This window comes from Acidovorax sp. Root70, from assembly GCF_001428225.1.
Taxonomy (GTDB): Bacteria; Pseudomonadota; Gammaproteobacteria; order Burkholderiales; family Burkholderiaceae_C; genus Acidovorax.
Window position 1 is genome coordinate 182,081 of the sequence record NZ_LMHQ01000023.1, and the last position, 25,125, is coordinate 207,205.

At 66.8% G+C, this 25,125-nt stretch carries 25 protein-coding genes; 13 read left to right on the forward strand and 12 right to left on the reverse strand.

Features of this window, described 5'->3' with window-relative positions:
- Positions 1 to 200 precede the first annotated feature (200 nt).
- Positions 201 to 641, reverse strand: a complete 441-nt coding sequence (locus ASD94_RS12455; protein ID WP_056643385.1) for a hypothetical protein — start codon at positions 639 to 641, stop codon at positions 201 to 203.
- Between the two features lie 137 nt (positions 642 to 778).
- Here ASD94_RS12455 and ASD94_RS12460 point away from each other — a divergent pair, with 137 nt between their 5' ends.
- From ASD94_RS12460 to ASD94_RS12480, 5 genes are all read left to right on the forward strand, one after another.
- Positions 779 to 1,756: a LysR family transcriptional regulator gene (locus tag ASD94_RS12460; protein ID WP_056643386.1), complete on the forward strand. Its 978-nt coding sequence runs from the start codon at positions 779 to 781 to the stop codon at positions 1,754 to 1,756.
- Between the two features lie 25 nt (positions 1,757 to 1,781).
- Positions 1,782 to 2,627 (forward strand): metallophosphoesterase, encoded by an 846-nt coding sequence (locus tag ASD94_RS12465; RefSeq protein ID WP_056643388.1) that lies wholly within the window; start codon positions 1,782 to 1,784, stop codon positions 2,625 to 2,627.
- Positions 2,628 to 2,740: 113 nt separating this feature from the next.
- Positions 2,741 to 3,163, forward strand: a complete 423-nt coding sequence (locus ASD94_RS12470) for a universal stress protein (RefSeq protein ID WP_056643389.1) — start codon at positions 2,741 to 2,743, stop codon at positions 3,161 to 3,163.
- 181 nt (positions 3,164 to 3,344) lie between these two features.
- The gene (locus ASD94_RS12475) at positions 3,345 to 3,800 is read left to right on the forward strand and encodes a fasciclin domain-containing protein (RefSeq protein WP_056643390.1); all 456 of its coding nucleotides are present in this window, start codon (positions 3,345 to 3,347) and stop codon (positions 3,798 to 3,800) included.
- Between the two features lie 55 nt (positions 3,801 to 3,855).
- A complete protein-coding gene (locus ASD94_RS12480) occupies positions 3,856 to 4,794 on the forward strand; it encodes a fasciclin domain-containing protein (protein WP_056643392.1) in 939 nt (312 codons plus the stop codon).
- Between the two features lie 103 nt (positions 4,795 to 4,897).
- Here ASD94_RS12480 and ASD94_RS12485 read toward each other — a convergent pair whose 3' ends face one another.
- Both ASD94_RS12485 and ASD94_RS12490 read right to left on the reverse strand, forming a co-directional pair.
- Positions 4,898 to 5,521 carry a TetR/AcrR family transcriptional regulator gene (locus ASD94_RS12485; protein WP_056643394.1) on the reverse strand — a complete coding sequence of 208 codons (624 nt, stop codon included), beginning with the start codon at positions 5,519 to 5,521 and terminating at the stop codon, positions 4,898 to 4,900.
- 116 nt (positions 5,522 to 5,637) lie between these two features.
- A complete protein-coding gene (locus tag ASD94_RS12490; RefSeq protein WP_056643397.1) occupies positions 5,638 to 6,549 on the reverse strand; it encodes a LysR family transcriptional regulator ArgP in 912 nt (303 codons plus the stop codon).
- A 175-nt stretch (positions 6,550 to 6,724) separates the two neighbouring features.
- Between ASD94_RS12490 and ASD94_RS12495 the strand changes: the two genes are divergently transcribed.
- Together ASD94_RS12495 and ASD94_RS12500 are read left to right on the forward strand one after the other, a co-directional pair.
- Positions 6,725 to 8,062, forward strand: coding sequence for a D-amino acid dehydrogenase (locus ASD94_RS12495; protein WP_056643400.1), 1,338 nt, complete (start codon positions 6,725 to 6,727; stop codon positions 8,060 to 8,062).
- 48 nt (positions 8,063 to 8,110) lie between these two features.
- Complete coding sequence (locus tag ASD94_RS12500) at positions 8,111 to 8,686, forward strand: flavodoxin family protein (protein WP_056643403.1); 576 nt, start codon at positions 8,111 to 8,113, stop codon at positions 8,684 to 8,686.
- Positions 8,687 to 8,688: 2 nt separating this feature from the next.
- Here ASD94_RS12500 and ASD94_RS12505 read toward each other — a convergent pair whose 3' ends face one another.
- Together ASD94_RS12505 and ASD94_RS12510 are read right to left on the reverse strand one after the other, a co-directional pair.
- The gene (locus ASD94_RS12505; protein ID WP_056643407.1) at positions 8,689 to 9,447 is read right to left on the reverse strand and encodes a YdcF family protein; all 759 of its coding nucleotides are present in this window, start codon (positions 9,445 to 9,447) and stop codon (positions 8,689 to 8,691) included.
- A 61-nt stretch (positions 9,448 to 9,508) separates the two neighbouring features.
- Entirely contained in the window at positions 9,509 to 10,300 is a 792-nt protein-coding gene (locus tag ASD94_RS12510; RefSeq protein ID WP_056643409.1) for an alpha/beta fold hydrolase, read from the reverse strand.
- Between the two features lie 104 nt (positions 10,301 to 10,404).
- On the opposite strand from ASD94_RS12510, the gene ASD94_RS12515 reads away from it, so the two are divergent.
- Positions 10,405 to 10,926: a flavin reductase family protein gene (locus tag ASD94_RS12515; protein ID WP_056643413.1), complete on the forward strand. Its 522-nt coding sequence runs from the start codon at positions 10,405 to 10,407 to the stop codon at positions 10,924 to 10,926.
- A complete protein-coding gene (locus ASD94_RS12520; RefSeq protein WP_056643416.1) occupies positions 10,923 to 11,513 on the forward strand; it encodes an MOSC domain-containing protein in 591 nt (196 codons plus the stop codon). Before ASD94_RS12515 ends, ASD94_RS12520 begins: the two co-directional genes overlap by 4 nt.
- Before the next feature lie 40 nt (positions 11,514 to 11,553).
- Here ASD94_RS12520 and yccS read toward each other — a convergent pair whose 3' ends face one another.
- From yccS to minC, 4 genes are all read right to left on the reverse strand, one after another.
- Positions 11,554 to 13,752, reverse strand: a complete 2,199-nt coding sequence (yccS, locus tag ASD94_RS12525; protein WP_056643419.1) for a YccS family putative transporter — start codon at positions 13,750 to 13,752, stop codon at positions 11,554 to 11,556.
- A gap of 170 nt (positions 13,753 to 13,922) precedes the next feature.
- The gene (minE, locus tag ASD94_RS12530; protein WP_015011987.1) at positions 13,923 to 14,189 is read right to left on the reverse strand and encodes a cell division topological specificity factor MinE; all 267 of its coding nucleotides are present in this window, start codon (positions 14,187 to 14,189) and stop codon (positions 13,923 to 13,925) included.
- A gap of 2 nt (positions 14,190 to 14,191) precedes the next feature.
- Positions 14,192 to 15,007, reverse strand: coding sequence for a septum site-determining protein MinD (minD, locus tag ASD94_RS12535; protein WP_056643423.1), 816 nt, complete (start codon positions 15,005 to 15,007; stop codon positions 14,192 to 14,194).
- 43 nt (positions 15,008 to 15,050) lie between these two features.
- Positions 15,051 to 15,809 (reverse strand): septum site-determining protein MinC, encoded by a 759-nt coding sequence (gene minC / locus ASD94_RS12540; RefSeq protein WP_056643428.1) that lies wholly within the window; start codon positions 15,807 to 15,809, stop codon positions 15,051 to 15,053.
- Positions 15,810 to 15,979: 170 nt separating this feature from the next.
- Here minC and ASD94_RS12545 point away from each other — a divergent pair, with 170 nt between their 5' ends.
- Entirely contained in the window at positions 15,980 to 16,903 is a 924-nt protein-coding gene (locus tag ASD94_RS12545) for a DMT family transporter (protein ID WP_056643430.1), read from the forward strand.
- Positions 16,904 to 17,097: 194 nt separating this feature from the next.
- Positions 17,098 to 17,979, forward strand: coding sequence for a LysR substrate-binding domain-containing protein (locus ASD94_RS12550; RefSeq protein ID WP_056643432.1), 882 nt, complete (start codon positions 17,098 to 17,100; stop codon positions 17,977 to 17,979).
- Between the two features lie 119 nt (positions 17,980 to 18,098).
- Here ASD94_RS12550 and ASD94_RS12555 read toward each other — a convergent pair whose 3' ends face one another.
- Positions 18,099 to 18,941, reverse strand: a complete 843-nt coding sequence (locus tag ASD94_RS12555) for a PhzF family phenazine biosynthesis protein (protein WP_056643433.1) — start codon at positions 18,939 to 18,941, stop codon at positions 18,099 to 18,101.
- A gap of 42 nt (positions 18,942 to 18,983) precedes the next feature.
- The gene (gene pssA / locus ASD94_RS12560; RefSeq protein WP_056057700.1) at positions 18,984 to 19,610 is read right to left on the reverse strand and encodes a CDP-diacylglycerol--serine O-phosphatidyltransferase; all 627 of its coding nucleotides are present in this window, start codon (positions 19,608 to 19,610) and stop codon (positions 18,984 to 18,986) included.
- Positions 19,611 to 19,883: 273 nt separating this feature from the next.
- Here pssA and ASD94_RS12565 point away from each other — a divergent pair, with 273 nt between their 5' ends.
- Together ASD94_RS12565 and ASD94_RS12570 are read left to right on the forward strand one after the other, a co-directional pair.
- Entirely contained in the window at positions 19,884 to 21,833 is a 1,950-nt protein-coding gene (locus ASD94_RS12565; RefSeq protein ID WP_056643633.1) for an acyl-CoA synthetase, read from the forward strand.
- A 72-nt stretch (positions 21,834 to 21,905) separates the two neighbouring features.
- Positions 21,906 to 22,925 (forward strand): tripartite tricarboxylate transporter substrate binding protein, encoded by a 1,020-nt coding sequence (locus ASD94_RS12570; RefSeq protein WP_056643434.1) that lies wholly within the window; start codon positions 21,906 to 21,908, stop codon positions 22,923 to 22,925.
- Between the two features lie 88 nt (positions 22,926 to 23,013).
- Here the strand turns inward: ASD94_RS12570 and ASD94_RS12575 are convergent, their stop codons facing one another.
- Entirely contained in the window at positions 23,014 to 25,086 is a 2,073-nt protein-coding gene (locus tag ASD94_RS12575) for an acetoacetate--CoA ligase (protein WP_056643435.1), read from the reverse strand.
- Positions 25,087 to 25,125: the final 39 nt, after the last annotated feature.

Here is a 25,125-nt window from a genome sequence, read left to right on the forward strand (position 1 = left end):
TGATCCAGGAAGCTCCCCCATTCAAAGCCGTCCCGCGCTCGCGGGGCGGCTTTTTTTCGTAACCGCGCTGCAGCAACAGGAGCGGCCTGGGGTATCAGAACCGGGGCATGACGGACGAGGCCATAAAAAAAGCCGTGGCATCTGCCACGGCTTTGAATTGGCTTGGTTGCGCAGCGTGTGCTGCGCCAAACCTTTAGTCTTTAGTAGTACTTGCGAATGCTGTCCACGGTGGGAATGCCCATGGCATGGTTCAGCTCGGCCATGATGCGGGGGTCCTTCATGGCGACTTGCCAGGTGCGCTGATCTTCAGCAGCGCGGCGGCGGCTCTCGGCCCATGCCAGGGCAGTACTGCGCAGCGCGACACCGGCACGGCGGGCGGGGCTGGTCAGCAGGGCCAGCGCGGCAAAGGCCACAAGCCACAGCACCATCCAGGCTGCCAACAGGTGGCCCTCGGTCCAGGTGTCGATCACTTGGTTGGCAACCACCAGCAGTGCCGAGACCACGGCAGCCAGCAGCAGCGAGGCAGCGCCGCGTGCGCCGTCAAAATGGGCGGCAGCGCTCTTCAGGGCAGCGGCTGCGTTTTCGGCGCGGACAACGCCGGGGTGTTCGGTGGGGTACTCAACGTGTGCAAAGCTGGTCATTTCGGTTTCCCTTTTCTAACGCTTGTGGCGAGATTGCCGGGCGATGGGGTGATATTAGGGTTTACCCTTTGCATGTTCAAGTTTATATTTTGAATCATTGATATTCATGTCAGTGATGAATATGCTGTGGGGTCACCATGACCCCTTTGAACTTCCGCTCCCTGGACCTGAACCTGCTGCGCGTCTTCGACGAGGTGATGGCCGAGCGCAGCCTCACGCGGGCCGCGCACAAGCTCTCCATCACCCAGCCGGCCGTCAGCAACGCCATGCGGCGACTGCGCGACGTGGTGGGTGATGAACTGGTGGTGCGCTGCGGCCAGGGCGTGGAGCCCACGCCGCGCGCACTGGCCCTGTGGCCCCCCGTGCGCGAGGCCCTGGCGCATTTGCAGGAGTCGCTGGCGCCCGGGCACTTTGATCCGGCAACCGCCGAGTCCACCTTTGTGCTGGCCATGGCAGACGCCACGGCTGCGACGCTGGTGCCCGCCCTGGTCGAAATCATCGAACGCGAGGCCCCCGGCATCTCCATCCGGGTATTGCCACTCACCACCCGCGACCCCCGGCGCCTGCTGGAAGAGGAAGCCGCCGACATGGCCGTGGGTTACTTCCCGGCGGCTCTGGCGGACCTTACCGCGCGGGCACAGTCCGGCGGCGTCGTGGCCTTTGAAAGCCGCCGCCTGTACGACGGCGAATACGTGTGCGTGATGCGCCAGGGCCATCCATTGGCCGACGCGCCCCTGACGCTGGACACCTATTGCGCTGCACGGCACATGCTGGTGAGTTTTTCAGGCCGCCCTTTCGGCTTCATTGACGAAGCGTTGGCGTCACTGGGCCGCGAGCGCAAGGTGGTGATCACGGTCAACCAGTTTTTCACGGCGGGGCGGGTGGTGTCGGGCTCAGACCTGCTGACCGTGTTGCCACGCCACTTTGTGCCCGTGACCGGCATTGCCGATGCGCTGGTGCAGCGGGCCTTGCCGCTGGACGTACCCGCCGTGCACGTGGATGCGCTATGGCGCCGCCGCGGGCCCCAGCAGGCGGCGATGACCTGGCTGCTGCAGGCACTGGCGCGGTCCGCGCGACGCACGTTCCCGGGGCAGGATCCGCACGGTACCCCGTAAACTGTATGCGTCTGTCCCAAGTCTGATGAACATCCAGCTTCTCTCCGACCTCCATCTGGAGGCGCACCCGCACTTTGTGCCCGAACCTGCCCCTGGTGCCGATGTGCTGGTGCTGGCGGGGGATGTAGGCTCCTACCAGCAAGGCTCACAACTGGGCGACAACGACTTTGGCCTGGCGCGGTTTTCACCCCTGCCCCAGCATGCAGGCTGGCCGACGCCTGTGTTGTTTGTGCCTGGCAACCATGAATACGACGCCCAGGATTTCGATGCCGCTCACCAGCGGCTGCGCCAGACCTGTGACCGCCTGGGCATTGCGTGGCTGGAGCGCGAAACCCTAGTGCTGCAGGGCGTGCGTTTTGTGGGCACCACGCTCTGGAGCGACTTCGACGCACTGGCTGACCACGAAGGCACCACCGACCTCACACACCGGCTCAAGCTGCGCGACAAGGCTTTTCGCGCAGCCAATTTCTACCTGCGCAAGACCGGCGGCACGCGCCACGCAGAGCCGTTTCTGGCTGAACCCATGCGTGAACAGGCCTTGGTCTGCCAGCAATGGCTGCGCGATGCGTTGCAGCAGCCGTTTGACGGCCCCACCGTGGCGGTCACGCACTTTGCGCCCAGCCTGCGCAGCGCAGACCCCCGCTATGGCCTGGTGCCTGGCACGGCAGGGTTTTGCAACGCGCTGGACGACCTGCTGACGCACACACCGCTGTGGCTGCACGGCCACCTGCATGCCCCCAGCAACTACACGGTGGCAGGCGCGCGCAGCGACGGAACCGCCTGGCAGTGCCGGGTGGTGGCCAACCCGCTGGGTTACGCACGCAAGGGAGAGCAGGTGGCGTTTCAGCCGCGCTGCGTGGTCACCGTATGATCAGCGAGCGGTTCGCACGAATTCGCTACGCGCCGGACAAAACAACATGACCCAGGTCAAGACAACAGGCACCCGCGCAGAGTAGTCTGCCTCATCCCTTTTCGGAGAACACCATGAATATCCTGCTTGCTGTCGATGGCAGCGCCTACACCAAGAAAATGCTGGCCTACCTGGCCACCCACGAAGAGCTGCTGGGCGGCACCCACACCTACACCGTGCTGACGGTGCAGGCCCCGCTGCCTCCCCGCGCACGTGCCGCGCTGGGCAAGGAAGTGGTGGACAACTACCACGCCGAGGAATCGGAAAAAATCCTTGCCCCCGTGTGCAAGTTCCTGGGCCGCCACGGTGTCGATGCCAAGCGCAGCGTGAAGGTGGGTGCGGTGGGTGAGACCATCTCCAAGGTGGCAGACACTGGCAAGTTTGACCTGCTGGTCATGGGCTCGCACGGTCACGGCGCCATCGCCACGCTGGTGATGGGCTCGGTCACCACCCAGGTGCTGGCCCACAGCAAGGTGCCACTGCTGATCGTGCGCTGAGCACGCTGCTGCGCCGCGGCGCGGTACTACCAGGCCCTGCCATTGCAGGGCTTTTTTTCGCCCCATCAATACCAATTGGTCGCTGAATAACCAATTGGTTTACTTTGGAACTAAATGGTTATACATTCCCGCCACGCCCATCTTGGCGTGTCATTTCCATCGAAATCGAGAGGAACGACCCATGAAGAAGACCCTGATTGCACTCGCTCTGACCGCTGGCGCCACCTTCAGCGCCGTGGCGCAAGACATCGTCGATACCGCTGTGAAGGCGGGCAACTTCAAGACCCTGGTGGCCGCCGTGCAGGCCGCCGGTCTGGTGGACACCCTCAAGGGCCCCGGCCCGTTCACGGTGTTTGCTCCCACCGACGAAGCCTTCGCCAAGATTCCCAAAGCCACGCTGGACGGCCTGCTAGCCGACAAGGCCGCACTGGCCAAAGTGCTGACCTACCACGTGGTGCCTGGCAAGGTCATGGCCAAGGATGTGAAGGCCGGCAAGGTCAAGACCGTGCAAGGCCAGGAACTCACCGTGAGCACCAGCATGGGCGTGATGGTGGATCAGTCCAAGGTCATTGCCACCGACGTGGCCGCCAGCAACGGCGTGATCCATGCGATCGACACGGTGCTGATGCCCAAGTAAGCCACCGGCACCACCGCTCTTTTCACCCACCATCCATTCACGAGGAGAAGCCGCCATGAACACCGTATTCAATCGCCGCACCGTCCTGATGGCTGCCGCCCTGGGCGCCAGTACCACCCTGCTGCAAGCCTGTGGGGGCGGAGACGACGAGCCCCAGCGCAACATCGTCGAGCTGGCACAAAACACCCCGGAACTGAGCATCCTGGTCGAAGCCGTGGTCGCCGCCGGCCTCGCACCCACACTGAGCACGGGCATGCTCACCGTGTTCGCACCCACCAACGCAGCGTTTGCGGCTTTGCTGACCGAACTGGGCGTGACGAAGGAAGCGTTGCTGGCCAACAAGCCCCTGCTGACCGCCGTGCTGACCTACCACGTGCTGGGCAGCAAGGTGATGCGGGCCGAGGTGCCGCTGGGCAAGGCGATCACGCCGGTGTCGGGTGGCTTCTTCAAGATCGAATCCAACAACGGCCTCAAGATCACCGACGGCCGCAACCGCGTGAGCACCATCACCAGCACCGACATCCAGGCCAGCAACGGCGTGGTGCATCTGGTGGACAAGGTGCTGCTGCCCGCCGACAAGGACATCGTGGCCACCGCCTCGGCGCTGCCGGACTTCAGCATCCTCGTCGAGGCCGTAGTGGCTGCCGGCCTGGTGAGCACACTACAAGGCGCTGGCCCCTTCACCGTGTTTGCTCCTACCAACGCGGCGTTTGCGGCGCTGCTGACCGAGCTGGGCGTGACCAAGGACGCGCTGCTGGCCAACAAGGCTCTGCTGACCCAGGTGCTGACCTACCACGTGGTGCCAGCGCGCGTGCTCAAGGCCGAAGTGCCGGTCAACACCGCCATCACCACCGTGCAGGGCCAGACCTTCACTATCAGCGCCAGCCTCGTCATCACTGACCAGAACATGCGCACCAGCAACATCGTGGCCACCGATGTGTTCACCAGCAATGGCGTGATCCACGTGGTGGACAAGGTGATCCTGCCCAAGTGACAGGACCCCCAGTGCTGCCCGGCCACAGGCGCAGCACCCGCACAGCAAAAAGCCCGGCATGCCGGGCTTTTTTCATGGGTGCGACTTTATGCGGTCGCCGGAATCAACGCGCCGCCAGACCGTCGAAACAGGTACGCACCACCAGTTCCACGATTTCGGCGTCCGAATACTGGCCGCTTTCCTTGAGGAAGCTCACCACCGGGTCGCACGCCCGCGCATACAAGGTGTACAGCACCACCAGCGGCGGCAGCGTGGGGCTGATCACGCCCTGCGCCTGGGCCTGCGTGATCCACTCGCCGATCTGGTCACTCACCGCCAACAGACCATTGAGGTAGTCCTTGTTGGCCATGAGCACGGCGCGCAGTGTGGAGTTGCGGCTGGGCAGCAGCGGCATCTCGTTGGTCAGCAGACGCTCCAGTGACCAGCGCACCAGCGCATGCAGCTTTTCCAGGGGGGGCATATCGGCCGGCAACTCCGCCAGATAGGCCTGCACGCGCCCCAGGATCTGCACCATGGCGGCGCTGCACAGCTCTTCCTTGCTGCAGAAGTGCTTGTACAGGCTGGCCTTGGCAATACCCACGGCGTTGGCCACGTCGTCCATGGTCATGGCGTCGAAGGCTTTTTCACCCAGCAAGCGACAGGCCGACTGGAGGATGGCGTCCTCGCGGGCCTGGTGCATCTGCTCCTTGAACGAAACTTTGGGTTGCGGCGTTTGCATGGAGTTCATTTTATACATTGCAGTAAAAAAATAAATGACGAAGTTGCAATGCAACTACGTCGTTCACGTTTTTGCGAGCACAAAACGTGCCTTCATCGCGCCATCAAGGCGGCACGAAGACTGCGTCAGGACACCAGAGCCTGGGCGGCTGCGCCCGTCAACGCCCCCGACAACGCATCGAGCAGCTCGGACTCCAGATTCCAGCAATGCCAGTAGAGCTGGATCGGCAACGAGCGCCCGGGGGCCAGGTCCACCATGCTGCCGTCGGCCAGCGCCTGCCGCGCCATCAGCTCGGGCATCACCCCGACGGCCCAGCCAGCGGCCACCGCGCGCATCTGCGCCTCGGAGCCCGGCACAAACAGGTGGTTAAGCGCCACACGCTTGAGCCCGAACGCGCGCGCCACAAACTCGGCCGCCATGTCATCCTTGCGGTTGAACGACAAAAACGACACTTCGCGAAAGTTGTGCGGCGTCAGCCCCTGCGGCAGGTGCTGCTGTGCGTAGCTGGCCGACGCCACCGCCACATAGGGCATGGCACCCAGCGGCACCATCTTGCAGCCGCGCAGCGCCTGCTTGAGCGTGGTCACACAACCCAGCACCTGGCCGGAGCGCAGCCATTCCTGGGTGAAGTCCTGGTCGTCCACGATGATTTCCAGCGGCAGACGCTGGCGTACCAGGTCGTGCAGCGCGCCCATGGCCCAGGTGGCGATGCTGTCGGCGTTGATGGCGATCGAGATGCGCTCGTCGTCGCGCGATCCGCCCGGTGCGCTGGGTGCCAGTTCCTGCAGGTCGCGCTCCAGGTCGGCGCGCAGCAGGCGCATCTGCTTGGTGTGCTTGAGCAGCAGTTGCCCGGCCGAGGTGGGCCGCAGCGGGCGGCTGCGCACGATGAGCACCGAGCCCACCTGCGCCTCCAGCGCGCGCAGGCGCTGCGACACGGCCGACTGCGTGACATTGAGGCGCTGCGCGGCGCGCTCGAAACCGCCCTCTTCAACGATGGCGGCAAGGCATTCCAGGGCGGCGGGATCGTAGGTGCTCATGGTCTCAGGCTCGCACAAAAGGGGTTGTCTCTGCAGCGTTTTTCATTAGATACGCTGATGTTTTTGGAGTAAGTTTAATTTTGCTTTTAGTTGAATGCAATGTCGCGCACACTGCGCCCCATCGTGTCCCGCACTGGGGCGTGTGGCACGCAAAGGCTCGCAAGGCATTCCGCATATGAAAACCATTGTTCTCGGCGCCGGCATCATCGGCATCAGCACGGCGTGGCACCTGCTGGAACGCGGTCACGAAGTCATCGTGATCGACCGCCAGCCCGATGCAGCGCTCGAAACCAGCTTTGCCAATGCGGCGCAGATCTCGGTGAGCTATTGCGAGCCTTGGGCCAACCGCGAGGCGCCACTCAAGGCGCTCAAGTGGATGTTCGACAAGGAGGCTCCGCTGCTGTTTCGCCCGCAGATGGACTGGCAGCAATGGCGCTGGGGCCTGCAGTTCCTGGCGCAGTGCAACGACGCGGCGTTCGAGCGCAATGTGCAGCAGATTGTGGCGCTGGGCGCCTACAGCCATGCCGCGCTGAAGGACCTGGTGAAAACCACCGGCATCGAATACAACCGGCTCGAACGCGGCATTGCCCACTTTTACACCGACCAGAAATCGTTTGATGCCGCAGGCCATGCGGTGGAGTTGATGCGCAAGCACGGCGTGCAGCGCCGGCTGGTGAGCCGCGATGAGTTGCTGCAGATCGAACCAGCCTTCAAGGCCTACGGCGACAAGATCACCGGCGGCACTTACACCAGCACCGACGAGAGCGGCGATGCACGGGTCTTCACCCAAGAACTGGCCCGTCGCTGCGCGGCACGGGGCGTGCAGTTCCTGTACGGCCACGATGTGCTGCGGCTGAACAAGATTGGCAATGCTATTGATTCAGTAGCAGTCATGCCAAATTCCACTATCGCAAGCGGCAAAAAAGACTTCATATTGAAGGCGGACGCCATTGTGGTGGCCTGCGGCTCGTACAGTGCACCGCTGCTGCGCAGCGTGGGCGTGGACCTGCCGATCTACCCCGGCAAGGGCTACAGCGCGACCTTCCCGCTGCTCAAGCCCGAGGGCGCGCCCATGGTCTCCACCATCGACGACGGCAAGAAGATCGCCATGAGCCGCCTGGGCAACTTCCTGCGCGTGGCGGGCACCATCGAACTGAATGGCTGGGACCTGACCCTCGACAGCTCGCTGGCCCGCGCCCGCTGCCACATGCTCTCGCGCCGCATTGAGGCCATCCTTCCCGGCGTGTGCGACACCCGCACGCCCGAGGAAGGCGGCAACCCGCAGTACTGGACCGGCCTGCGCCCCGCCACGCCCACCAACATCCCGTTCATCGGCCGCACCCGCGTGGGCAAGCTCTGGGTGAACGCGGGCCACGGCACACTGGGCTGGACGCACGGTGCGGGCTCGGGCAAGGCCCTGGCCGAGCTGATCAGCGGCGAGCAGCCTGCGATGAACTTCGGCTTTCTGGGGGCCGAAGCCGTGCGCGCGCCGCGCACCGTAGTCGCGGCCTGATAGGCGGCGCCCACAGCGCGCCTGCAGACACGGGCCGGTGCCGCTACGATGCCGGCCATGTCTGCACCCCATTACCTCTTCCTCACCACCTCCACCCGCGAACCCGGCCACCTCGGCAACACCGAATGGCTGGCGCGGCAGGCCGCTGCCGCCCTGCCTGCGGGCACGGAGCAAACCTGGCACCACTTGGCGCGCATGCAGTTGCCGCCCTTTGTGGACCAGCGCCACACCACCGGCACCTACGCACCGCCTGAGGGCGACATGAAAACCCTGCTGGACGCCACGCTGGCCGCCAGCCACATCGTTTGGGTGGCGCCGGTGTACTGGTACAGCATCCCCTCGCCGCTCAAGACCTACCTTGACCACTGGAGCGCCTGGATGCGCGTGCCGGGCCTGGACTTCAAGGACGCCATGGGCCGCAAGACCCTGTCGCTCATCACCACCAGCGGCGACCGCACCAAGGCCCAGCCCATGATCGATTCGGTGGCGCTGTGTGCGCAGTTCCTGTCCATGACCTGGGGCGGTGCGCTGTGGGGCAAGGGCGGCCCCCCGGGCGCCGTGCAGGCCGACGCGCAGGCGGTGGAGGCGGCCAGCCGCTTCTTTGCTACGCCCGCTGCGAGCTGATCTCAGCGGTCCAGCGAAGCACGCTGGGCCACTATGCCCAGCCACTCATGCAGCGCCAGGCTGCTGTCGGACAGCGCCGAGGCGCGCGGCAGCACGCGATACAGCTTGCGCGCCTGCCCCCCTTTGAAGCCCATGGGCGCAGGCAGTACCTGCAGCCCGGCCTGCTCAAAGTCCCGGGCGGCACGCACCATGTGCCAGCCGTGGGTAACGAGCGCAATGCGCTCGATGCCCGCGGCCTTGAGCAGGACGGCCGACCTGGTGGCGTTGTTGCGGGTGTCGAGGGACTCCACTTCGGTCCAGCGCACCCGGCCTTTGAACTCCCGCTCCACCACATCCTTCATCACCAGGGCCTCGGCCCGTGTGCCGCCCGTGGAGCCCCCGGTGGCCAGAATGGGCAAACCCGTCTGCTGCTGCAGGTAGGCGGCATAGCGCACCCGTTCGCGCGCACCCCGGCTGAGCACGTCCACCCCGTATTCGGGCGCCACGGTGTCGGCGCCGCCACCCAGCACCACGATGGCCTGCACCTTCGCCTCGGGCAGCTGGCGCGGCGTGACGGCGGGGTAGCGCTCCAGGCTGCGCACCAGCGCGTCCGACACCGGCGGCCAGGACAGCACCAGCACTGATAGCAGCGACAGCACCACCAGCGTATTGCCCGTGCGACGGTGGTAGCGCGCCAGCCACAGGCCGAACAGCGCCAGCACGATGCTGGACACCGGCGGCAACAGCAGCGCAGACAGAATTTTCTTGAGGGCAAACAACATGGAGAAAAAAGGCAGCGTTCATGCCCCGGCGCGGTGGCTGGGCAAAGCGGGGTCCAAAGGGTCAGTGCAGCGTGCGCCGCTGGGCCAGAAAATCTAGCAGCGCTGCGTCAAAGCCTTCAGGGTCTTCCAGCTGGGGCCAATGTCCCACATGCGGCAGCAGCACCGTTTGCGCGTCGGGCAACACCTGGGCCAGCGCCTGCAGTGCTGCGGGCGGGGTGCAGCGGTCCTGATCGCCGCCCACCAGCAGCACCGGCATGGCCAGGTGCGAAAGCGCCGCAGCGCCCCGGTCAAACGTGGGCAGGGCCTCCAGGGCGCGGCGGTAAGCGCCCGGGAACACCTGGCCCAGCGCGTGGCCCGCCAGCCGCACGCCTTCGGGCAGGGCACCGGTGCCGATGCACTGCGGCACCAGGGTCTGGGCCAGTTGCTCCATGCTGCCGCCCGCGTCCAGGGCCTTGAGGGCCTGCTCGCGCGGTGCCACCCAGTCCTGCACGGCCTGGGCATCCAGCGCGGGGCCGCCCGCGCACAACACCATGCGACGCACCTTGGACGCGTCCCGCACGGCGGCCTCCAGCGCCACCATGGCGCCCATGCCATGGCCCACGAGCGTGACTGGACCACAGCGCAGGGCATCGATCAGCGCCAGGCAGCTCTGCGCCAGCGCCTTGAAGGTGTAGGGCTCCACGGGCGCGCTGTGGCCATAGCCGGGCATGTCCCAGGCCACGGCGCGGTACCCCATAGTGGCCAGGGTCTCCACCTGGGGCGCGAAGGTCAGGTGGTCGCCGTCGGCATCGTGCAGCATGAGCACGGTGGGGCCGGATCCCAGGGTGGTGAAGGTCGGAAGCGAAGCAGCCATGCGGTGACAAGCAGAAGTAAACCCCGCAACAGCGCGGCGGAAGGTGGCGCCTGATAATAGGTCCTGTCGCTTGCCCCCACGCCGCCACCGCTGGCGCCGCTTTTGTGAACCCTTCGCCCCCCCGCCCCGCCCTTGCCCTGCCACCCAGCTTTTCGTCCCGCGAATTCCGCGATGCGCTGGGCATGTTCGCCACGGGCGTGACCATCGTCACCGCCCGCAATGCGGGGGGAGAACTGGTGGGGCTCACGGCCAGTTCGTTCAACTCGGTATCGCTGGAGCCCCCGCTGGTGCTGTGGAGCCTGTCGCACGGCGCCAGCACCATGCCGGCGTTTGCCAACGGCTCGCACTACGCCATCCACGTGCTGGCGGCTGACCAGAAGGACCTGGCCGAACGGTTCGCCACCCGCGGCATTGACCGCTGGGCCGGCCTGGAGCACCGCCCCGGCATCAGCGGCGCGCCGCTGCTGGCCGGTGCCGCCGCCACGTTCGAGTGCTTCAACCGCAGCCAGTACAAGGAGGGTGACCACACCATCTTCGTGGGCGAGGTGGAGCACTGCGAGCACCGCGAGGGGGCGTCGCCCCTGCTGTACCACGGCGGCAAGTTCTACACCGAGCACCCGCTGTGACGGCGCCCGTCATAGTCGTGCGCCACGTGAACGTTGGCACCGCCCGGCGGCTGAAGGTGGGCGAGCGGTCGGTGCTCACCGCCATCGGCAAAACACCCGTCACCGGCCCCGTGGCCGTGGGCCCGCTGGGGCTGGCGGGGGACGAGCAGGCCGACCTGAGCGTGCACGGCGGCCTGACCAAGGCGGTGTATGCCTACCCCGCCGCGCACTATGCGTTTTGGCAGGCCCAGCGGCGCGACCGGGGCGTGAGTCTGTTCGACGAAACGCTGCCACCGGGCTTCATGGGCGAAAACCTCACCATCGACGGCCCGCTGGAGCATGAGGTGTTTGTGGGCGACGAGTGGCATTTCGCGGACTGCGTGCTGCGCGTGGCGGCGCCGCGCGAGCCCTGCTTCAAGTTCAATGCAGTAATGGGCTTTGCCCAGGCCGGCCGCGCCATGGCGGTGGCGGGCTGCTGCGGCTACTACCTGGCGGTAGATCGGCCCGGCACCATCGCCGCCGGGCAAACCGCCACGCTGGTCGCGGGGCAACGCGGGCTCAGCATTGCGCAGGCTTTTGCGGGCAAGTTCGCCAAGCACGCACGTTGACACCGCTGCGGCCGCCCTCGGGCGCCGCATGTTCCCCACCCTATTCCGTAGTCACCAGCTGGCGCGCCTGCGCCTGCAGCTGCGGAAACACCTTGCCCACCAGCTGCAGCTGCGCCGCCATGAGGCTGTGAGCGCTGGGCGCTGCCGGTACCGTGCCCCACTCGCGCAGCACCTGGGCCACTGCCGGGGCACTGTGGGCCTTGCGCACCCGGCCTGACTGCTGCGCGCGCTCCAGCTCCAGCGCTAGTTGCTGCAGGGATGCCAGCAGGGTTTGCGCCAGCTCGCGCGTGGCATCGTCCATGGGCTGGGCCGCCGCACCACCGCGCTGGGCGCCCAGCGCCGACAGGTAGTTGAGCTGGGTGTGCGACAGGCACAGAAAATTTCCCACCACCTCGGCATTGCCACGCACATGCAAGGGCTCCTTGAGCATGGCGCTGTACGAGTTGGACAGCGCTGCATCCGCGTTGTGGGCATTGCGCCGGGCCAGGCGGTAGGCCAGGTGGTCGCACTTGCCGCCCTGGTACTGCGCCAGGATCTCCCGCAGGTACAGCGCCTGGGTCTGCAGCACCTGGGCGGCCAGCCGGGGCCAGTGGCGCGACTGCCACGACGGCAGCACCAGCCACGAGGCCACGGCCGCGATCACGCAGCCCACCACGGTATCGAGCAGGCGCGCAGAGATCACGCCGCTGGCCGCACCCATCTGGTGAAAGCTGAGCAGCAGCAAGGTGGTGACCGCCGCCGTGGCCAGGGTATAGCGCGTGTGCCGCGCCCCAAAAAACACCGCGCCTCCCAGCACCAACAAAGCGGCCTGCACCAGCTCGCCCGGAAACAGCTGAATCACCGCCCACCCGAGCGCGAGCCCCATGGCCGTGCCCTTGGCGCGCTCCATCAGCCGCGTCTGCGTGGCCGCGTACTGCGGCTGGCTCACGAACACAATGGTCAGCAAGATCCAGTACCCGTGCGGGTCCGCCGTGGCTTGCATGAGGGCAAAGCCCACCATGAGGGACAGGCTCAGCCGCAGGCTGTGGCGCAGCCAGGGGGATTGCAGCTGCCAGTGCGAGCGCAGGCGCACCCAGGCATCGCGCAGGCTGCGCGGCTCGCGGTCAAACAGGGCGTGGTCCAGCGCCGCTCCGGCGGTGTGGGTGGGCAGCGCCAGCGCACCAGCAAATACCCCGGCCAGCGCGGTCAGGTTGTCGGCCAGCGCCTGCAACGACCGCAACGCCCGGGACTGGGCAGGTGGAGACGCAGCACCAACGGACTGCGGCTGGGACGCGAGGTGCGCCACGGCGGCCTGCATGTCCTCGATGGCGCGGGCCGTCACGCCCCAGTGCTGGGGCACCGTCTGCGCCTCGATGGCCACCGACAGCTTGAGCGCCTGTTCACCCAGCAGCGTGAGCACCCGCTGGCAGCGGTACAGCACGTCGCTGTGAAAGAACGACTGGGCGAGCAGGTCGTAATGCTCGTGGGACGAACTCACGCGCTCGTGCACGTCCTGCGCCGCCATGTACTGGTGCATGGCCGTTTGCAGCCACAGCGGGGGTGCGCCCGCACCCATGCGGCTGATCAGGCTCTCCTTGGTGGCGTTGAGGGCATCCACCACGCGGCCGTTGTGCAGCGCCAGCGCCATGCGGCGGCGTTCCAGATCCACATCCCGCACGGGTTCGAGCAGCAGCGCTTTCAGGCGCAGGTATTCGCCCAGCATGGCGTACAGCTTGGCCAAGCGGTAACGCACTGGCGCGCGCGGCAGCACGGCATGCCACAGCACCGACACCACGCCGTACCAGGCCGCGCCCGCCAGCATGCGGGGGATGGCATCGCCCGCGCCCGCACGGCTGCTGTGGGCGGCCAGCCCCGCATAGATGAACAGGATGAGCGACCCAAAGGCAATGGCGCGGTAGCGCTCACTCAGCGCCCCCAGCATGGTGATGCCAAAGGCCAGAAGCGCCATCACCCCCATCAGCACCCAGGGCCAGGACACCGCGGCCCAAACTGCCCCGGCCATGAGGCCAAAACACGCCAGTGCCAGGCACTGCGCCCGCAGGCGCCCGCGCCAGCTGTCGTCGGTTTCGGTGAGTGCGCTGGCGATCACGCCCAGCAGCACCGGCATCAGCTCAGCCCGCCAGTCGGCCCACCAGCCATAGGCCAACACCGCGACCAGGGCCACCAAGGCACGCGCGCCGCGCGTGACGCCTTCGTGGTTGCGTGCACGCTGCCAGCTGAGTTTCCAGGTTGTGTCCACAGGAGCCTTGTTGCCGAGAGATTAGGGATTACCCTAGTACATCTAGCAATTGTCAGGCCAAATCAGGTGCCGCCGGCCCAAAAAGAAACCCTGCCGCGCAAGGTTGCGGGGCAGGGTCTGGGGCGATACCGGGGCGCGATGGGAGTGCGTGACCCGGTGGCAGTAGCGGGCTATCGCACCGTATCGGGCAGCTCGATCTTGACCTCCAGCACTTCCAGGTTGTCCTGGCGCTCCAGGTGCACCTTGAGGTCGTCGGGGTTGATCTTCACGTACTTGGAGATCACCGCCACCAGCTCGCGCTGCAGCGCGGGCAGGTAGTCGGGCTCGGACGCATTGCGTCCATTACGCTCGTGCGCCAGGATGATCTGCAGCCGCTCCTTGGCAACGCTGGCGGTTTTTTTCTTCTCGCCGAGCAGGAAGGACAGGAAAGAAGCCATGGCTATTTGCTCCCGAACAGGCGTTTGAAGAAGCCGGGCTTTTCGGCGTCGATGAAACGCAGCGGCTTGTCCTGCCCCAGGAAGCGGTCAATCACGTCCTTGTATGCCTCGCTCACATCGCTGCCCTGCGCATGGATGGCGGGCGTGCCCTGGTTCGACGACTGCAGCACCACTTCCGACTCAGGGATCACGCCGATCAGCTTGATGCGCAGGATGTCCTGGATGTCTTCCAGGCTCAGCATCTGGCCGTCCTGCACGCGGCTGGGGTTGTAGCGCGTGATGAGCAGGTGTTCCTTGATCGGCTCTCCGCCGTCGATGGCTCGCTTGGTCTTGCTGCCCAGCATGCCCAGGATGCGGTCGGAGTCGCGCACCGAAGACACCTCGGGGTTAGTCACCAGCAGCGCCTCGTCAGCAAAGTGCATGGCCATCAGGGCGCCGCTTTCGATGCCGGCGGGCGAATCGCAGACGATGTACTCGAAGTCCATCGCGGCCAGGTCCTTGAGCACCTTTTCCACGCCATCTTGCGTCAGCGCGTCCTTGTCACGCGTCTGGCTGGCGGCCAGCACGAACAGGTTGTCGCACTGCTTGTCCTTGATGAGCGCCTGGTTCAGGTTGGCCTCGCCCTGGATCACGTTGATCAGGTCATACACCACGCGGCGTTCGCAGCCCATGATGAGGTCCAGGTTGCGCAGGCCGACGTCAAAGTCGATCACGGCGGTCTTGTGGCCGCGCAGGGCGAGGCCGGTGGCAAAGCTGGCGCTGGTGGTGGTCTTGCCCACGCCACCTTTGCCGGAGGTCACGACGACGATTTTGGCCATGTGTTGCTGATTCTCTGTGGGTTGGTACGAATGAAATGGGGGCTCAGGCGAGCGGCTCGATCAGGAGCTTCTCGCCTTCCAGGCGCACCTGGGCTGGCTTGCCGCGCACCTCGGCGGGCAGCTCGGTCTCGGTGGTGCGGTAGATGCCTGCGATGGAGACCAGTTGCGGCTCCAGGCAGGTCGAAAAAATACGGGCTTCGGTGTTGCCCCGTGCACCGGCAATCGCGCGGCCACGCAGCGGGGCATAAACGTGGATGTTGCCGTCGGCAATCACCTCGGCGCCAAAGCTCACCACGGCCATCACCACCAGGTCGGCGCCGCGCGCATAGACCTGCTGGCCGGAGCGCAAGGGCTTGTCCACCACGACCGTGCCGGGGCCGGGCATGGGCACTTCGCGCACCACTTCGACCTCGCGGATCACCTCGCGCACCACTTCCTGCACCGGCGCGGGCGCCTCGGCTCGCGCGGGGGGCGCATCGGGCGCTGCAGCCAAGCCCGCAGTGCGTGCCGCCTCCATCTGGTCGGGGCTGCCGCCGCGCACGGCCACGGGCAGGGTGTTGTGTTCGCGCAGCGCGGCTGCGATGGCGGCAAAGTCGATGGGCGCTTCGGCCTCACGCACGGGCGCCAGGTCAATCAATACCGGGTCGTTGTCAAAAAATCCCGGGGCATCGGCCACGCGCTCGGCCAGGTCGGCTACGAACTGGGCGGCGTCGGTGGTCTTGAGCAACACCGCCACCACCGGCAGCGAGGCGCTCTTGAGGTCAAAGCTGGAGCGGGACTGCGCCGCCGTCGTAAGGGCCATGAGGGGATAGGAAAAGGAGCGCGGGAACCTGTTTCAGAAGCCGCAAAGTGTACCGTGGGCCTGTGTAAGCGTTGGTTCGCACCTTTCCGGCATGAACACCGGCTTGCGTGGGGGCTTGGCAGCGCACACAGGCGACCGGCCGTGCGGCCCGGCCCTTTGATAATGCAGCGATGCCTTCTCCCCGCAAAACCCACCTCGACGCCCTCGCCATCTCTTTGTTGCTTGCCTGCTGCATGTTCTGGGGCTTCCAGCAGGTGCTGGTCAAGGCCACCGTGGCCGAGGTGGCGCCCGTATTCCAGGCGTTTGTGCGCTTTGCGCTGGCTGCGGTGGCCATTGCGGCCTGGTGCCTGTGGCGCGGGGTGCGGCTGTCCAGCGCGGGGGAACCGGCGGGCGCGGCACGCGCCGGCCTGCTGGCGGGGACCCTGTTTGCGGGCGAGTTTGCGTGCATCTATTTGGGCCTGCAGTACACCACCGCATCGCGGCTCACGGTGTTTTTGTATGCCTCGCCCTTCTGGGTGGCGCTGCTGCTGCCGCGCTTCATCCCCGGCGAGCGCCTGCAGGGCTGGCAGTGGCTGGGCCTGGCGGCGGCGTTTGTGGGGGTGGGGCTGGCGCTGGGCGATGGGCTGCTGGGCCATGCCAGCGCGGCACTGCCCCAAGGCTGGCTGGGGGACCTGCTGGGACTGGCAGCGGGCCTGATGTGGGCGCTGACCACCGTGGTCATCCGCACCACGCCGCTGGCGCGCGTGGCCCCCGCCAAGCAGCTTTTCTACCAAGTGGCTGTGAGCACGGCGGTGCTGCCGCTGCTGTCGCTGGGCCTGGGCGAGGCCTGGGTTTGGCAATTCAGTGGCTTTGCCTGGGGTTCGCTGCTGGTGCAGGCGCTGGTGGGCGCGTTTGTGAGCTACCTGGCTTGGATGTGGATGCTGGCGCACTACCCTGCCACCCGCATCTCCGTGTTTGTATTCCTCACGCCCGTGTTTGCGCTGCTGTTTGGCGCATGGTGGCTGGGCGAGCCCGTGACGCCCGGGCTGGTGGCAGCGCTGGTGCTGGTGGCAACGGGCATCGTGCTAGTGAACCGGCGGCCGGCGGCAGCCTGAGCCCTGGCACAGAAGAATGGGCGCCAAAACAGGCCGTAGCGCTTATTTTTCATACATTAAATGCTCTTATTTTTATAGCAATTCTCACCCCAACCACTCATTGACCTTCGGGCGGGGGGCAGCGGTGAAGGTCTGTGGCAAACGCGCACCGAGTACATGGCGCCTCTGTCTGCACGCGTGAGAAGATCCCTCGCATGTCACCCCGCCTGCCCCCGTTGAATGCGGTCCGCGCCTTTGCAGCGGCGGCGCGGCACCAGAGCTTTACCCACGCCGCGCTGGAGCTGCACGTCACCCACAGCGCCATCAGCCGCCAGATCAAGGCGCTGGAGGCCCACCTGGGCGTGGACCTGTTCGAACGCAAGACGCGGCAGGTGCTGCTCACGGCGGCGGGCCACCAGTTCCACGCGCAGGTGGGCCCTGCGCTCGCGCAGATCGGCGCCGCCGCCCAGGCACTGCGCGGCGATGCCGGGCTGCGCAGCGTCAAGATCAATGTGCGGCCCAGCTTTGCGGTGCGCTGGCTGATTCCGAGGCTGCCGGGCTTCGTGGCCCAGCACCCGGACATCGAGCCCCAGGTCATCACCAGCACGCTGGCGCCAGACCACGCCACCGAGGCCTTCGACCTGGCCCTGCGGCGCGGCCCGCGCGGGTGGCCGCCGGGCATGCAGGTGCAGCCGTTTCTGGAGGACGAGGCGCTGGTGGTGGGCGCGCCCGCCCTGTTCGCCCAGCGCCCGGTGGCGCAGCCCGAGGCGCTGTCGGCCCATGTGCTGCTGCTGTCCAAATCGCGCAGCAAGGACTGGGAAGGCTGGAAGAAGCAGGTGAACGCCCCCGGGCTGCAACCCGCCAGCTGCCTGCAGTTTGACCACCTGCATTTTGTGCTGCAGGCCGCCCTGGACGGGCTGGGTTTTGCCGTGGCCCCGGTGTCGCTGATCACCCACGACCTGGCCTCGGGGCGGCTGGTGTCGCCGCTGCCCACCCTGCGCCTGCCACTCACGCGGCACTACCTGGGCATGGCGCCGGACCCGTCACCGGAGACGCTGGTTTTTGTGCAGTGGCTGCAGGACGAGATCAGCGCTTGAGGGAGCGCCGGGCAGAGCGTACAGAGGCCCCAACGCGCCCGTTTGTCCCAACTTATGCACAAATCGGGCGGTAGTGCTAGTGCATCATGCGCCAGTAGCTATATTTTCAATAGCAAAAATCATTCGCCGTCGCCCATCCACCGTGCCGTGCCCAACACGCGGATGGAGCTGCCCGCCACCGGCCCGATCTCGGCCCGCAGGCGAGAGCGCATGCCCATGTCCTCGCCCTGCACCACGTCGATGGCGCCGCCGTGCGGCCAGCCCAGGTCACGCAGGTAGCCCGCCAACGCGGCGGTGGCAGCGCCCGTGGCCGGGTCTTCCAGCACGCCGCCGGAGGCAAAGGCGTTGCGGGTGTGCAGTAGGCGGTCGGACTCCACCCACACCAGCACGATGGTGACCAGCTTGGCGTTCACCATCAGCGTGCGGCCCGCATCCAGCGCGTAGTGCATGGCCGCCAGTGCCGCACGGCTGCGCAGCGCCAGCACCAAGTGGTCTGCGCCGCCGTGGATGAGCGCGGGCGGTATGCGCGGGTCCAGATCGGCCGCGCTGAGGCCAAACAGGGCCAGCGCATCGGCCAGCAGCGCGGCCGGCACAGGCCCGCTGCGCGTGGGGGGCGACTGCAGCGCTGCCTGCACCAGATCGCCCGCGCGGCGACCTTCGACCGTGATCTCGGCCTGGCTCAGCGACAGCGCAAACACGCCGTCGCCCTCGCGCTGCGCAAGCGCGGCGCCCAGGGCAATGGTGGCGTGGCCACAGAAGGGCACCTCGCTCTCGGGCGCAAAGTAGCGCACCCGCCAGCGGCCATCGCCCAGCGGCGCGGCAAACGCGGTTTCAGAAAAGCCGACGTCGGCAGCAATGCGCTGCATGTCGGCGGGGCTAGGCAGTGCGTCACCGATCCACACACCGGCGGGGTTGCCGCCCTGGGTGCCATCGGAGAACGCTGCAATTTTTTGAAGTGCCATGGGGTTCAACGTGCAGAAACAGGGGACGACCCCGCGCGTGACTCAGAGCTTCGGAATCCTGATCCGGCTGATCATCAGCGACCCCGACACCGCGAACAGCAGCACCAGCGGGTGCAGCGTGAAGCCGCCGATCAGCAGCTTGCCAAACCACAGGTTCTCGCGCACTGCGCCCAGCCAGGCGGCCAGGGCCAGCAGGCCCACCAGCACGATGGAGGTGGGGATGGGTGTGCCCTCGAAGTATTTGACCTTGCCGTCGTCGCCCGACAGCGTTTCGGCCGTGACGTTGTAGCGCGCCAGGCGCGACACGCCGCAGGCCACAAAGTAGGCCAGCACGATGCGGTCGTACAGGCCCTGCATGCCGCAGCCATAGGCAATGATGGCCGGGGCCACGCCGAACGAGATCACGTCGGCCAGCGAGTCCAGCTCGCGGCCCATGGCCGAACTTTTCTGGCGCCAGCGGGCGATGCGGCCGTCCAGCACATCAAAGATCAACGCGGCCAGCACCAGGGCACATGCAAAGTACACATGCACCACATTGCTGGTCTCCAGGTACGACATGACCGAGAACAGCGCGCCCACGCCGCAGACCGCATTGCCCAGCGTGAACCAGTCGGCAAGGTGGAACTCGCGGATCATCGAAAAACGTTTGGGCGGCTGCGGAGTGTTCATGAAGGGGTAGCGCGCGGCGGCGCGCGCAGTGACAAACAACAAGGTCCATTATGGGTGTGTGAAGCGTCACCGGCGCGTCAAGAGCGTGTTGGCCATCTCGCGGGGGATCATCCCCATAGGCCCTGAAAACCTGCTCTGACATCTGCGTGACTGCTTTTACGCTGGCACACGGACAGACTGTGGGCACGCGGCGGTCGCCGCCAGGTAGGACGACGCCGCATATGTGCTCCGTCGGTGACCGACCTGATTCCCCACAAGACCCGAGACAACCCCATGCGCCACCCGTCGCCGCCCCCGTTGCAGCCCCCTTTTGCCCCCGGTACCCCAGTGCGCAGCCTGCAGGATGTGGAACGGATCGAAGCCCGCCCCCTGGCCGAGGCGCTGCCGGTGCAGAGCACTTACGAAATCTTTGTGAACTCGGCGGCAGCGTTTGGCGACAAGACGGCGCTGACTTTTCTACCCACCGCCGACCCGGCGGCCGAGCCCGTCCGCTGGTCGTACGCGCAGCTGCTCACCGGCATCCACCAGACGGCCAACCTGCTGCACCGCCTGGGCGTGGGCCCGCAAGACGCGGTGGCCGTGCTGCTGCCCGGCTGCCTCGAATACCAACTGGCACTGTGGGGCGGCGAGGCGGCGGGCATCGTGCAGCCGCTCAACCCCATGCTCACCGACGAGAAGATCGCGGCCATGATGCAGCTCGCCCGCGCCAAGGTGCTGATTGCCTACGGCGGCGAGGGCGACCTGGGCTACTGGAGCAAGGCCCTGCGCCTGCGTGCCCTGGTGCCCAGCCTGACCACGGTGCTGCGCGTGGCACCGCACGATGAAGCGCCGGGAGCAGCGCCCGCCCTGCCCGCTGGCGTGCTGGACCTGGCCGCGCGCCACCAGCACCCCGGCGACCACCTGGTGAGCGGCCGCCGCATCGCAGCCTCAGACATCGCCGCGTACTTCCACACCGGCGGCACCACCGGCGCGCCCAAGCTGGCCCGCCACAGCCACGGCGCACAGGTGTTCACCGCCTGGGGCAGCGTGCAGATGCAGGGCATACGGCCCGAGGATGTGGGCATCAACGGCTACCCACTGTTCCATGTGGCGGGCGTGCTGCCGGGCTCGCTGGCGGCGCTGTCGGCGGGGGTGGAAACCATCATCCCCACCACCGGCCTGTTCCGCAACCGCGAGGTGATTGCCAACTACTGGCGGCTGGTGGAGCGCTACCGCTGCACCTACCTGTCGGCCGTGCCCACGGTGCTGGCAGCGCTGGCCAATGTGCCGCTGGACGGGGCCGACATCTCCACACTGCGCTACTGCCGCACAGGCGCAGCCATCCTGGCGCCCGAGCTGGCGGCGCGGTTTGAGCGGCTGTTCAACCTGCACATCCACGAAAGCCTGGGCATGACGGAGATGGCGGGCATCTCCACCATCACGCCCCCCGGCGTGAACGCGCCCGCAGGCTGCGTGGGCTGGCGGTTGCCCTACATGCAGCTGCGTGTGGTGGCGCTGGATGCGCAGGGCAATGCGTCGGACCAGGATATGTCGCCCGGCCAGCCGGGCATGGTGCTGTTCCAATCGCCCAACCTGTTCTCGGGTTTTCTGGACGCGGCCGACACCGCCAAGGCCTTCACCCACGACGGCTGGCTGGCCACGGGCGATCTGGGCTTTGTGGACGAGCAGGGCCGCCTGCACCTGAGCGGCCGCTCCAAGGACCTCATCATCCGCAGCGGCCACAACATCGACCCCAAGGTGATCGAAGACGCGCTAGGCGCCCACCCTGCCGTGCAGCTGTGCGCCGCCGTGGGCGCGCCCGATGCCTATGCGGGCGAACTGCCCGTGGTCTACGCCACGCTGCGGCCCGGCGAACAGGTGACCGAAGCCGAGCTGATGGCCTTTACCGCGGAACGCGTGGACGAGGCCGTGGCCCGCCCGCGCTGGGTGCAGGTGCTGGAGACCATGCCCGTGACCAATGTGGGCAAGATCTACAAGCCCGAGCTGCGCCAGCGCGCCGCCTGCCACACGGTGCAGGCGCTGGTGGATAGCGTGTGCGCAGAAGCCACGGGCAGCCCCCGCCCCCAGGTACAGCCCGAGGGCGACAACGCCGTGCGCGTGACCGTGGCTCCGGGCTCCGACGCAGACGCGCTGCAGGCCCGCCTGCGCGAAGTGCTCGCGCCTCTGCCCCTCACCGTGCGCATCACCACCGCCCCCGCCGCAGGGAGCCCCCAGACCGCATAAGCCCATGGCGTGACAGCCAGGCCCCGGCCCGCCACTATGCATCGCGGAGCCCGCTGAGTGATTTTTATAACCATGACAGGAGACAAACCCGTGCCCTTCCACGCCCTCAACCGCCGTTCCTGGCTCGGCGCTGCCGCGCTGGCCGCTGCCACCGCCTGCACCGGCACCGCCGCCTGGGCGCAGACCGCCTACCCCAACAAGCCCATCAAGGTGGTGGTGCCCTTCGCCCCCGGCGGCGCCACCGACGTGCTGGCGCGCGTGCTGGCTGAGAAGATGGCCGTGGGCCTGGGTCAGCCCATGGTCATCGACAACAAGCCCGGCGCGGCCGGCATCATCGGCACCGACGCGGTGGCCAAGGCCGCGCCGGACGGCTACACCCTGCTGCTGGGTCTGAGCAACTCCATGCTCACCAACCAGTTCCTGTACACCAAGCTGCCCTACAGCCCCGAGAAGGACATCGCGCCCATCTACCAGATCGCCATCGCGCCCCTGGTGCTGGTGGCCCACCCCAGCGTGCCGGTGGCCACGGGGCCCGAGCTGCTGAAATACATCGCCGCCAACAAGGGCAAGGTGGCCTATGGCTCGTACGGCACGGGTGCCTACCCGCACCTGGCCGGCGCGTACATGAGCCAGTCGCAGAACGCGGACATGAGCCACGTGGCCTACCGGGGCGAAGCGCCCATGGTGCAAGACCTGCTGGGTGGGCAGATCCAGATTGCTTTTGCCAGCGCACTGCAAGCCAAGGCGCACATCGATGCCGGCAAGCTCAGGGCCATTGGCGTGAGCGGCGAGCGCCGCATGGGCACGCTGCCCAACGTGCCCACACTGGCCGAGCAAGGCCTGAACGACGAGGCCTACCGCGTGGCGGGCTGGCTGGCCATGGGGGCCCCCGCAGGCACGCCGCCCGCCATCCTGGAGCGCATTGCCGCCGAGGTGCGCAAGGCCACCGAGCATCCCGATGTGGCCCAGCGCATCACCGCCATGGGCTTTGACGTGCAAAAGAGCTCACCGACGTTGTTCACCGCGGCCATGAACAAGGAGCGCCCGGTGTGGGAGCGGCTGATCAAGGCATCGGGGGCGAAGCTGGATTGACCCCCTGAGGCGCAGCACGTCTCGGTGCCGCACTCACTCTTGCATCCAAAAAAGGCTCTAGCGCTTATTCAAAAAGCGCTAGCAGCTATTATTTTTGCAGCACACTCGCGCGCTGTGCCGCAAACGCCACGTACCAGTCCAGGCAGCCCGGGTTGGCCATCGCGTCCTTGTTCACCACCTTCTCGATGGGCTGGCCCAGCAGCAGTTTCTTGATGGGCAGCTCCTGCTTCTTGCCGCTCAGGGTGCGCGGCACCTCGGCCACGGCAAAGATGTCGTCGGGCACAAAGCGTGGGCTCAGCGCCGTGCGCACGGCGCCGTTGATGCGCGCACGCAGTGCGTCGTCGAGCGCATAGCCAGGGCGCAGGACCACAAACAGCGGCATGTAGCTCTCGCGGCCCAGGTACTCCAGGTCCACCACCAGGCTGTCGAGCACTTCGGGCAGTGCCTCCACGGCGCTGTAGATCTCGCTCGTGCCCATGCGCAGGCCGTGGCGGTTGATGGTGGCGTCGCTGCGGCCATAGATCACGCAGCCGCCGTTGGCGCCGATCTTGAGCCAGTCGCCATGGCGCCAGACTGCGCCCATGCTGGCGGGGCCGTCGCCACCGCCCGGCTGGCGGCCATGGCCTGCGGGGTACATGTCGAAGTAGCTCGACAGGTAGCGGCTGCCATCCTGGTCGCCCCACAGGTAGAGCGGCATCGACGGAATCGGTTGCGCGCAGACCAGCTCGCCCACCGCGTCCTCCACGGGACGGCCCTCGGCGTCCCACGACTCCACGGCTGCGCCCAGCATGCGGCATTGCATCTCGCCGGGCACCTGCGGCATCTCGCGGTTGCCGCCGATGAAGGCGCCGCAAAAGTCGGTGCCCCCGGATATGTTGTTCCACCAGATGTCGTGCGTGCCGATGGCCTCGAACTGCGCCGTGCCCCATTGCTGCACCTCGGGCGACAACGGCGATCCCGTGGTGCCCAGCGCGCGGACGTGCGTAAGGTCGCCATAGTCGGTCAGTGTGATGCCCGCCTTCATGCAGTTGGCAAAGTACGCCGCGCCTGCGCCGAAGAAGGTCACGCCCGTCTCAGCCGCAAAGCGCCACAGCACGCCCCAGTCGGGGTGGTCCTTGCTGCCGCCCGGGTTGCCGTCGTAGATCACGCAGGTGGTGCCCGAGAGCAGGCCGCTGAGCTGCGCGTTCCACATCACCCAGCCGGTGGAGCTATACCAGTGGTAGCGCTCGCCGAAGCTGTTGGCCTCGTAGCTGCAGCCGATGTCGTTGTGCAGCACCTTGAGCTGCAGCGCCACCAGCACCGTGCCGCCGTGGCCGTGCACGATGGGCTTGGGCAGGCCGGTGGTGCCGCTGGAGTAAACGATCCACAGCGGATGGTCAAACGGCAGCCACATCGGCTCGAATGCTGCCGTTTCTGCATCATTTCGGGCGGTAGCGCTAGTCCAGCTTGCCCAGTCAGCTATCGAAACAGAAGCATCCAGATTGCCCAGCAGCACCGCGTGCTGCACGCTGGGCAGGGCCTCGCGCAGCTCGGCCAGCACGGGGCGGCGGTCGTGGTCGCGGCCGCCGTAGCTCACGCCGTCCACACCGATCAGCACCTTGGGCTCGATCTGGCGGAAGCGGTCGAGCACCGCATGCGTGCCCATGTCGGGCGCGCAGATGCTCCACACGCCGCCAATGCTCACCGTGGCCAGGAAGGCGATCATGGCCTCGGGCACATTGGGCAAGTAGGCGGCCACACGGTCGCCGGGCAACACGCCCTGGGCCTTGAGGTGCAGCGCCAGCGACGCGACCTGGCGGCGCAGCTCGGGCCAGCTCAGCTCGCGGTGCTGGCCCTTTTCGTTGCGGCTGATGATGGCGGGCAGACCCGCGGCGTGGGCGGCATCCACATGCCGCAGCGCCTGGCGCGCGTAGTTGACTTGGGCGCCAGGGAACCACAACGCGCCGGGCATGGTGTTCTTCGCCAGTACGGCGGTGTGGGGCGTGGGCGACTGCAAATCAAAGTAGTCCCACACGCTTTGCCAGAAGGCGTCGAGTTCGGTGGTGGACCAGCGCCACAGCGCGTCATAGCTGTCGAACTGCAGGCCGCGCGTATCGCGCAGCCAGTTCTGGTACAGGCGGATCTGGGGGATGTAAGGCGGGGTTGTGTGTGTTGTCTCCATGGCGACGCAGCGTACCAGCGGTGCCCGGCAGAGGCCAGC